We start from the raw sequence: 9,886 nt of genomic DNA on the forward strand, positions 1-9,886 counted from the left end.
TTTATCCAAGCTAGAACGTTTGTTGCCCGCAGAAATTTAAAAGCATCGCCAGCAGGCTGGCTCCCACAAGGATTGGGTGAACACCGAAGATCCCCTGTGGGAGCGAGCCTGCTCGCGATGGGGCCATCAGCCCCACTAAATTTCCAACCGGGCCACTCGTTCTTCCCAGATAGCAAAGGCCCCTGCGCCCGCACCGGGGCGGCGAACCTGACTGAGATGGCAATGACAAAACCACGTTCGAAAAAGGCTCTCTACATCGGCCTGCCTCTGGCCCTGGCGATCAGTGCCGGGGCAGGCTATGCGGTTTGGGATTACTGGTTCAAGGACAATCCCGGCTACCCGGTTAACGTCATGAAACAGGCCGATGAGCTGCAAGAGCGCATCCTCTCCTTCGACAGCCACGTCACCGTCCCGCTGGACTTCGGCACCGCCGGCAATGAAGCGGACAAGGACGGCACCGGCCAATTTGACCTGGTCAAGACCGGCCGCGGTCGCCTGTCCGGCGCGGCCCTGACGATTTTCGGCTGGCCGGAAATCTGGAACGGCGCCAATGCCCCCCATCGCCCCACCGCCGGTTTCGTCGACGAAGCCCGCTTCGAGCAGGAAACCCGCTACAAAATCATCAGCACGATGGTTCGCGACTTCCCCAACCAGGTCGCCATCGCCTATACCCCGGACGATTTCCGCCGCCTGCACGGCGAAGGCAAGTTCGCGATCTTCATGAGCATGCTCAACGCCTACCCGCTGGGCAACGACCTGAACGCCCTGGACACCTGGGCCGCTCGCGGCATGCGCATGTTCGGTTTCAGTTACGTGGGCAACAACGCCTGGGCGGATTCGTCCCGACCGCTGCCGTTCTTCAATGATTCGCGAGACGCCCTCGGTGGCCTGTCGGAGATCGGTAAACAGGCGGTGCATCGCCTCAACGACCTCGGCGTGATCATCGACGTCTCGCAGATGTCGACCAAGGCTTTGGAGCAAGTCGCCCAGTTGAGCCGTACTCCGATGGTCGCCTCGCACTCGGCACCGCGCGCCCTGGTGGACATCCCGCGCAACCTCAGCGACCAGGAAATGCAGCTGATCAAGAACAGCGGCGGCGTGGTGCAGATTGTCGGCTTCCCGACCTACATCCGCCCGCTGAGCCAGGCCACTCAGGACAAACTCAACGCCCTGCGTGCACGCTTCGACCTGCAACCGTTGCAAGGCCTGGAGATGGCGCTGATGCCGGGCGATCCGATCATCACCGTCTGGTCCGAGCAACGTTTCGGCGAGTACGCCAGCCAACTCTACGCCATCGTCGACGAAGAACCGAAAGCCACCCTCAAGGACTACGGCGACGCAATTGATTACGCGGTGAAAAAAATCGGTATCGACCATGTCGGCATCAGTTCCGACTTCAACGACGGCGGCGGTCTGGACGGCTGGAAGGATGTCAGCGAAGCACGCAACGTGACGGCCGAGCTGATCAGTCGCGGCTACAGCGAGGACGATATCGCCAAGCTCTGGGGAGGGAATTTCCTGCGGGTCTGGGACCAGGTGCAGAAGTCGTCCAGACCGATGGCGAAAAACTGATGCCCTCTTTTGCCAAAGCGAACCGAGCTCATGACTAACCGCCGTTCATTCCTCAAGCAGGCCGGTATTCTCGCCGCAGGCCTGCCCCTGGCTTCTGCCGTGAATCTACAGGCACTGGCTGCCAGTCCAACGCCGCTGCCCAAGGACAAATGGGCGCAATTGCGTACGTTGTTCGACCAGGATCCGGATTACCTGCACTTCGCCAACTTCCTGGTGACGTCCCACCCTCGACCGGTGCGTGAGGCGATTGAACGCCACCGCGCCAACCTCGACCGCAACCCGGGCCTGGCAATGGACTGGGACCTGGGCGAAACCGAAAAACGCGAGCAAGCGGTGCGCGTCTGGGCCGGTCGTTACCTCAAGGCCAAGCCCGAACAGATCGCGCTGACCGGCAGCACCACCGAAGGCCTGTCACTGATCTATGGCGGCATCCATGTGCGTCCGGATCAGGAAATCCTCACCAGCGAGCACGAACACTACGCCACCAACTACGCCCTGGGTTACCGCCAGCAAAAGGACGGGGTCAAGGTGCGAAAGCTCAAGCTGTTCGAGAACAGTCACAAGGTGTCGGCGGATGAGGTGCTGGGTTCGATCGCCAAAGGCATCCGCCCCGAAACCCGTGTACTGGGCATGACCTGGGTGCAGTCCGGCAGCGGTGTGAAGCTGCCGATCGGCGAGATCGGCAAACTGGTGGAGGAGCAGAATCGCAACCGCGAGGAAAAGGATCGCATTCTGTATGTGGTCGATGGCGTGCACGGTTTTGGCGTTGAAGACCTCGACTTCCCCGACATGCACTGCGACTTTTTCATCGCCGGCACCCACAAATGGATGTTTGGCCCGCGCGGCACCGGGATCATCTGCGCCCGTTCCGCCGAGCTCAAGGATGTGACGCCGACGATTCCGACCTTCTCCGAAGCGACCACGTTCTCGACCATCATGACCCCCGGCGGTTATCACAGCTTCGAACACCGCTGGGCGCTGGACGAAGCGTTCAAGCTGCACCTGGAACTGGGCAAGGCCGAGGTGCAGGCGCGCATCCATGCCCTCAACACTTATGCGAAAAACCGCTTGCTGGAACACCCGCACGTCGAACTGGTCACGCCGAAGAGCCCGGACTTGTCGGCCGGTTTCACCTTCTTCCGAATCAAGGACCGCGACTGCGGAAAAATCGCCGAACAGTTGATGGAGAACCGCGTGGTCTGCGACTCGGTGGACCGCGACGTCGGCCCGGTGATCCGCATCGCGCCGGGCCTGCTCAACACCGAGAACCACATCGACCGCTTCATGGCCTTGCTGAGCAAAACCGTCTAATGCTGCCCCCTTGTGGCTTGAAGGCTTCTGTGGCGAGGGGATTTATCCCCGTTGGGTGGCGCAGCCGCCCCAGCACTTCTTCAGATACAGCGAGCCAGCAGGTTTGCGACTGCTGCGCAGCCGAACGGGGATAAATCCCCTCGCCACAGAAGCCCCATTCCACAGGATCGCACCCTCACCACAGTGACCCCGTTTTCTTTTAAATCGAGACGACAGATGAACCAAGATCTATTAACCGTGCCGCTCAAGGCACTCGCCCTGACCGCCCTCCTCGCCGGTCTATTACCAACCGCCGCCCAGGCGGCCACCGCCCCGCCACCCGGCAAAGTGTTCAAGGACTGCCGCGACTGCCCGGAAATGGTCGTGCTGCCCGCCGGCACTTTCACCATGGGCACGCCGGATGATGAAGTCGGTCGCGAGCCCGACGAAAGTCCGATGCACGAAGTGACCTTCGCCAAACCGTTCGCCATGAGCCGTTTCCAGGTCACCGCCGGTGAATGGGACAGCTACGTGCGCGAGAGCGGCGTGACCATCGCCAACGGCGATACCCGGCCGGGTCGCGAGTGCGTCGCCAGCAAGCCGCGTTATCCGCAAGGTCCGCGTCAGCCAGCGGTATGCATGAACTTCGATGATGTGAAGAACTACGTCGCCTGGCTCTCGAAAAAGACCGGTCAGAAGTACCACATGGTCAGCGAAGCCCAACGCGAATACGCCGCACGCGGCGGCACCAAGGGTCCGTTTCCCTTCCCGTTCGATGAAGGCAAGGAGTACAGCATCAGTAAACACGCCAACACCTACGGGCCGGCGGATGGTTACAGCTACAGCTCGCCGGTCGGCAGCTACGCGCCGAACGCGTTCGGCATGTACGACATGCACGGCAATGTCTACGAATGGGTCGAAGACTGCGAACACCCGAACTACGTCGGTGCACCCACCGATGGCAGCGCCTGGGTAGAACCCAATTGTGAAGCCGTGCGCATTCGTGGCAACGACTGGGGCGAAGCGCCGGTGTTCTCCCGCTCGGGCAACCGTAACAGCCAGTACCCGCAAGAGCGTGGCGACTGGATGGGGTTCCGTATTGTGCGCGACCTGTAAGCCATAACCCCAATCCTGTGGGAGCTAGCCTGCTCGCGATAGCGGACTGACAGTCGACATATCTATCGACTGTGATGCAGTCATCGCTAGCAGGCTAGCTCCCACAGGGTCATGTGTTTGAGTCGCGATCACCGCCAGTCGGCAACCTTGTAAATTAACCCCTCGATCAGACGTTCTACTGGGTATCTGCCTTTATACCCAAGGAACTGTCTTCCATGACCCAGCCTCCCCGTGGCGCCATCGGCGAGTTGTTCGCCCTGTTGAAACCGTTTCGACTCATCGTCGCCGCGTCCATTTTCCTGGGCATGGTCGGCGGCTTGAGCGTCACGGTACTGCTGGCGACCATCAACAACGCCCTGCATTCGGACACCGGCCTGACCCAGGGCGTTGTTGCCTTGTTCGCCGGCTTGTGCCTGCTGGCGCTGCTGAGTTCGATCTGCTCGGACATCGGCACCAACTACGTCGGCCAGCACATCATCGCCAAACTGCGTAAACAGCTCGGTGAAAAAGTCCTCTCGGCACCGATCGAACAGATCGAACGCTATCGCAGCCACCGCCTGATTCCGGTGCTGACCCACGACGTCGACACCATCAGCGACTTCGCCTTCGCCTTCGCGCCGCTGGCGATTTCCGTGACCGTGACCCTGGGTTGCATGGGTTACCTGGCCATTCTTTCATGGCCGATGTTCCTGATCATGGTCGCCGCGATTCTGATCGGCACAGCGATCCAGGCCTACGCCCAGAGCAAAGGTGTGCAGGGCTTCATGGCCGCCCGTGACGCTGAAGACGAACTGCAGAAGCACTACAACGCGATTGCCGAAGGCGCCAAGGAACTGCGGATTCACCGTCCACGTCGCCAGCGCATGTTTGTCTCGGGCATCAAGGCCACGGCCGAATTCATCTGCAACACACAAGTGCGTTCGATCAACACCTTCGTCATCGCCAAGACCTTCGGCTCGATGCTGTTCTTCGTGGTCATTGGTCTGGCCCTGGCGCTGCAAACCTTCTGGCCAAGCGCCGACAAGACTGTGATGAGCGGCTTTGTGCTGGTGCTGCTGTACATGAAAGGCCCGCTGGAACATTTGATCAGCACGCTGCCGATTGTCAGCCGCGCGCAGATTGCCTTCCGCCGGATCGCCGAGTTGTCCGAACAGTTTTCCACCCCTGAACCACACTTGTTGCTCAGCGATCAGGGCAACGTCAAGCAAGCCGTGCACGAACTGAAACTGGCCGATGTGCGTTTCGCCTTCCCGGCTGCCGAAGGTGCCGCGCCGTTCCAGCTCGGCCCGGTCAACCTGACGATCAAGCAAGGCGACATCACCTTTATTGTCGGCGAGAACGGTTGCGGCAAGACCACGCTGATCAAGTTGCTGCTGGGCTTGTACACGCCGCAGCAGGGTGAGATCCGGGTCAACGGCGAGGCGATTGATGCGAAGAACCGTGATGACTACCGCCAATTGTTCACCACGATCTTCGCTGACTATTACCTCTTTGATGACGTGATCCAGGGCGACACGCACATCCCCGAAGACGCCAACAAATACCTGCAACGCCTGGAAATCGCGCACAAGGTCAGCGTCAAGGACGGCAATTTCACCACCACCGATCTTTCCACCGGCCAGCGCAAACGCCTGGCACTGGTCAATGCCTGGCTCGAGGAGCGCCCGGTGCTGGTGTTCGATGAATGGGCGGCCGACCAGGACCCGACCTTCCGCCGGATTTTCTATACCGAGCTGCTGCCGGACCTCAAGCGCCTGGGCAAAACCATCATCGTGATCTCCCACGATGACCGCTATTTCGACGTGGCCGACCAGTTGGTGCGCATGGAAAGCGGCCGGGTCGTCACCGAGCTGGCACCGGCCTAAACACCTTTGACTTGTGGGAGCGGGCTTGCTCGCGAAGACGGCGTGTCAGTCGCTGGCGATGTTGCCTGACACACCGCTTTCGCGAGCAAGCCCGCTCCCACAGGTTTTACTTTTTTGCCCTGTGAAAATTTATTTGACGGGTTTCTTTCCGGTTTTTGGTTTGTGCCGCGTCTAATAATAATTCTTATTAACAAAAACTCTGCACAATACTTTTCAGGAGCACAGGTAAGTAATGCGACCTCAACCACGCCGCACACCTATCGCGCTGGCCGTACAGCGCCCGACATTGCATCGCACCCTGTTCACCAGCGTACTGCTGACCGCCACCTTGCTGGGGAGCTCGATGGCCAATGCTGCACCTGTAAAAGTGAATATCGCCGTGCAGCCGCTTTCCAACGCGCTGACCGAGCTGGGCATGCAGACCAACCTGCAGATCCTCTACAGCCCGGATCAGGTGGCGGGCATCAAGTCCCGTGCGGTGTCCGGTTCGCTGGAGCCGTCCGAGGCCCTGAGCGCCCTGCTCAAAGGCACCGGCATTTCGTTCCAGATCAACGGCAACAGCGTCACCCTGGTCTCCGGCGGCGGTTCGGGCCTGCAACTGGGCGCGACCACGATTTCCGGCCAGGCCCTGGGCCTGACCACTGAAGACACCAACTCCTACACCACCGGCGCCACCACCACCGCGACCAAGCTGCCGCTGACCCTGCGCGAAACACCGCAATCGGTGACCGTGGTGACCCGTCAGCAAATGGACGATCGCGGCGTACAGAGCGTCGGCGATGCACTGCGCAACACCCCCGGCATCACGTCGCAGAAATACGACAGTGACCGTACCGAATTTTCCGCCCGGGGCCAGGCCATCACCAACTTTCAGTACGATGGCGTCAACACCATCTACGACGGTGTCTACGGTGAAAACCCGAACAACAGCGACGACTCGGCCAGCCTCGACCACATCGAAGTCATCAAGGGCGCTACCGGCCTGATGACCGGCACGGGCGATCCGTCCGCCACGGTCAACCTGATCCGCAAGAAGCCGACCAAGGACTTCAAGGCCTCGGTCAGCGCCACCGCCGGCCGCTGGGACAAATACCGCGCTGAGGGCGACATTTCCGGTTCACTGACCGATTCCGGCAACGTCCGCGGTCGCTTCGTGACCACGTATCAGGATGCCAACTCGTACCTGGATCACTACAGCCAGAAGAAAGACCTGTTCTACGGCGTCCTCGAAGCCGACCTGACCGACGACACCCTGCTGACCTTCGGCATCGACAAGTCCAGCGCCACCCCGCGCGGTTCGTCGTGGACCGGTAACCCGACCTACTTCGCCGATGGCGGCCGTACCGAGTTCCCGCGTCACTTCAACCCGGCTGCCGACTGGAGCCGTCGAGACTTCGACAGCACCACCTACTTCGCCTCGCTGGAACAAGCGCTGGCCAATGACTGGAAACTCAAAGTCAGCCTGGACCAGAAAACCACCGATCACGACACCCAACTGGCCTCGGCCAGCGGCGGCAACCCGGACCGCGCCACCGGTGAAGGCATGTTCCTTTACTGGGGTCGCTGGGAAGGCCATCGCGTGCAGAACACCGCTGACGTGAACGTCTCCGGCCCGTTCAGCCTGGGCGGTCGCGAGCACGAACTGGTCGCCGGTGTCATGACGTCCCACTCGCGCCAGACCGGCGCGACTTACGACACCAGCGCGTTCTCCCAAGTTCCAGGCAGCATCTATGACTGGAACGGCGAACTGCCGAAACAGGAATTCCCGAAGAACGGCAAATACGAGCGCACCCAGAGCCAGAACGGCGTTTACCTGGCCACGCGCCTGCGCCCCACCGACGACCTGTCGTTCATCCTCGGCACCCGCCTGAGCACCTTCAAGTACAACGAAGACTACAGCTACAACCCGGGCGCCGGTCAGACCGACACCCACGCCAGCTACAAGGAACACGGCGTCGTCACGCCGTACGCCGGTGTGGTGTACGACCTGAACGACACGTACTCCGCATACGCCAGCTACACCAATATCTACCAACCGCAAATCTACAAGGACGCCAACGGTTCGACGCTGCAGCCGGTTGAAGGCAACGCTTACGAGACCGGTCTGAAAGCGGCCTACTTCGAAGGCAAGCTGAACGCCAGCCTGGCCTTCTTCCGCATCGAGCAGGACAACGTCGCTGAATCGATCGGCACCAACCCGGTCACCAACGAAGGCATCTACAAAGCCATCGACGGCGCGACCACCAAGGGCGTGGAACTGGAACTGGCCGGTGAACTGGCCGAGGGCTGGAACCTGTCCGCCGGCTACACCTACGCCCGGACCCGTGACCAGGACGAGCAACGGATCTTCGGCTACCCGCTGTCCACCACCCGTCCTGAACACGTCGTTCGTACCTTCACCACCTACCGTCTGCCGGGCGTGATGAACAAGTTCACCGTCGGTGGCGGCGTGAGCTGGCAGAGCGCGTTCTACGGCAAGATCTACAGCGCCAGCGCGGGCGACTACACCCAGATCAAGCAAGGTGGCTACACCCTCGTGGACCTGATGACCCGTTACCAGTTCGACGACCACCTGAGCTTCACCGTCAATGCCAACAACGTCTTCGACAAGAACTACCTGACGGGCCTGGGCAACTTCGATACCACGTTCTACGGCGAGCCGCGTAACGTGCAGGTCACCGCGAAGTATGATTTCTGAGTCGTGAGCTGAAATGAAAAATGCCCGTGTCGTGAGATGCGGGCATTTTTTTTGGGCCAGGGATTTGTGGTGAATGTGGGTCCGCCATCGCGGGCAAGCCCGCTCCCACAGTTTTTTGCGGCGTTCACAAATCCCTGTGGGAGCGGGCTTGCCCGCGATGGCAATTGCCGGAACAACAAACTGCCCTGAGCCGGACACAAAAAAACCACCACCCCTGATCCAGGCATGGCGGTTTTTTTTCACTTCAACTCAAACCCGCGAACGCACCCACCCCGCCACTTCTGCATGAATCCCTTCCACTTCGCTCAACAACCCCGCCATGCGCATGAAGTCATGGGTCATCCCCGGCTGCTCCAGCAACGTCACCTCATTGCCCGCCGCTCGCAACAGCTCGGCATACGCCAGCCCTTCGTCACGCAGCGGATCATGCCCGGCCAGGTACACCAGCGCCGGCGCCACGCCCGAAAGATCTGCCGCCAGCAATGGCGAGCAACGCCAATCCGCCAGGTCCTCTGACGTACGCCCGTAATGCGCGTAGAACCAGTCCAGCGTCGGCGTCTCCAGCAAATACCCTTCGGCGAAATCACGATGGGAGGCACGCTTGGTGGTCGCGTCGGTCACGGGGTACAACAGCACTTGCGCCTTGGGTTTGAGCGCCAGTTCCTGAGGCTCACGCACCGCCATGATCGACAGCACCGTGGCCAGTGTCGCGCCCACGCTGTCGCCGACCAGCGCGACCCGATTCGCATCCAGCCCCCGCACCGCGCTTTCGCGCACCAGCCAGTTGCCGGCATCGCAGGCGTCTTGCACCGGAGTCGGGAAACGCCACTCCGGGGCCAGTCGATAATCCACGGTCAGTAACGCAAACCCGCCCTGCGAGGCCAGTCGCCGGCACAGTGCATCATGGGAATCGAGGCTGCCGACCACATAGCCGCCGCCATGGAAATACAACACCACCGGCTGCAAGCCGTCGACAGTTTGCCCCGCGCGATAAAGCCGCGCCGACAGGCTGTGGCCGTCCCTTGCGGCGATGGTGAAATCCTCGCAGGCCACGTTGTCCAGTGGCACGTCGAGAAACCCGGAGGAGGCTTCAAAATCGATCCGCGCCTGTTGGGGCGACTGTTCATGCATCGCACGACTTTTGCCGGTCATCCGGCCGAACTCGGCGAGTTCGAGAAATGCTTCAAGTTCTGGCAACACGGCCATGGGACGAATCCTTCTACACAAATAGGTCAATACAGAATCTTGAAACCAGCGAAAAACCCTGTGGCGAGGGAGCTTGCTCCCGTTGGACTGCGCAGCAGTCCCCTTCTTATTAGGGATAAGGGGGGCCGCTTCGCAGCCC

General features: G+C 60.8%; 6 protein-coding genes. 5 read left to right on the forward strand and 1 reads right to left on the reverse strand.

Annotated features, from left to right (window positions below; translation table 11 throughout):
- The first annotated feature begins 222 nt into the window (after positions 1 to 222).
- The 5 genes from pvdM to ACA060_RS19585 all read left to right on the forward strand — a co-directional run bounded on the left by pvdM (position 223) and on the right by ACA060_RS19585 (position 8,541).
- Positions 223 to 1,572, forward strand: a complete 1,350-nt coding sequence (gene pvdM / locus ACA060_RS19565; protein ID WP_497312621.1) for a pyoverdine-tailoring dipeptidase-like protein PvdM — start codon at positions 223 to 225, stop codon at positions 1,570 to 1,572.
- A 30-nt stretch (positions 1,573 to 1,602) separates the two neighbouring features.
- On the forward strand, positions 1,603 to 2,883 hold the full coding sequence (gene pvdN / locus ACA060_RS19570) for a pyoverdine-tailoring periplasmic protein PvdN (RefSeq protein WP_497312623.1): 1,281 nt from the start codon (positions 1,603 to 1,605) through the stop codon (positions 2,881 to 2,883).
- A gap of 216 nt (positions 2,884 to 3,099) precedes the next feature.
- Complete coding sequence (pvdO, locus tag ACA060_RS19575) at positions 3,100 to 3,978, forward strand: dihydropyoverdine dehydrogenase (protein ID WP_497312625.1); 879 nt, start codon at positions 3,100 to 3,102, stop codon at positions 3,976 to 3,978.
- Between the two features lie 215 nt (positions 3,979 to 4,193).
- The gene (locus ACA060_RS19580) at positions 4,194 to 5,843 is read left to right on the forward strand and encodes a cyclic peptide export ABC transporter (protein WP_109633416.1); all 1,650 of its coding nucleotides are present in this window, start codon (positions 4,194 to 4,196) and stop codon (positions 5,841 to 5,843) included.
- A gap of 232 nt (positions 5,844 to 6,075) precedes the next feature.
- Positions 6,076 to 8,541 (forward strand): TonB-dependent siderophore receptor, encoded by a 2,466-nt coding sequence (locus ACA060_RS19585; protein WP_497312627.1) that lies wholly within the window; start codon positions 6,076 to 6,078, stop codon positions 8,539 to 8,541.
- Between the two features lie 249 nt (positions 8,542 to 8,790).
- On the opposite strand, the gene ACA060_RS19590 is transcribed toward ACA060_RS19585, so the two are convergent.
- Positions 8,791 to 9,747, reverse strand: a complete 957-nt coding sequence (locus ACA060_RS19590) for an alpha/beta hydrolase (protein WP_497312629.1) — start codon at positions 9,745 to 9,747, stop codon at positions 8,791 to 8,793.
- Positions 9,748 to 9,886 lie beyond the last annotated feature (139 nt).

It is taken from the genome of Pseudomonas sp. LBUM1671, from assembly GCF_059695685.1.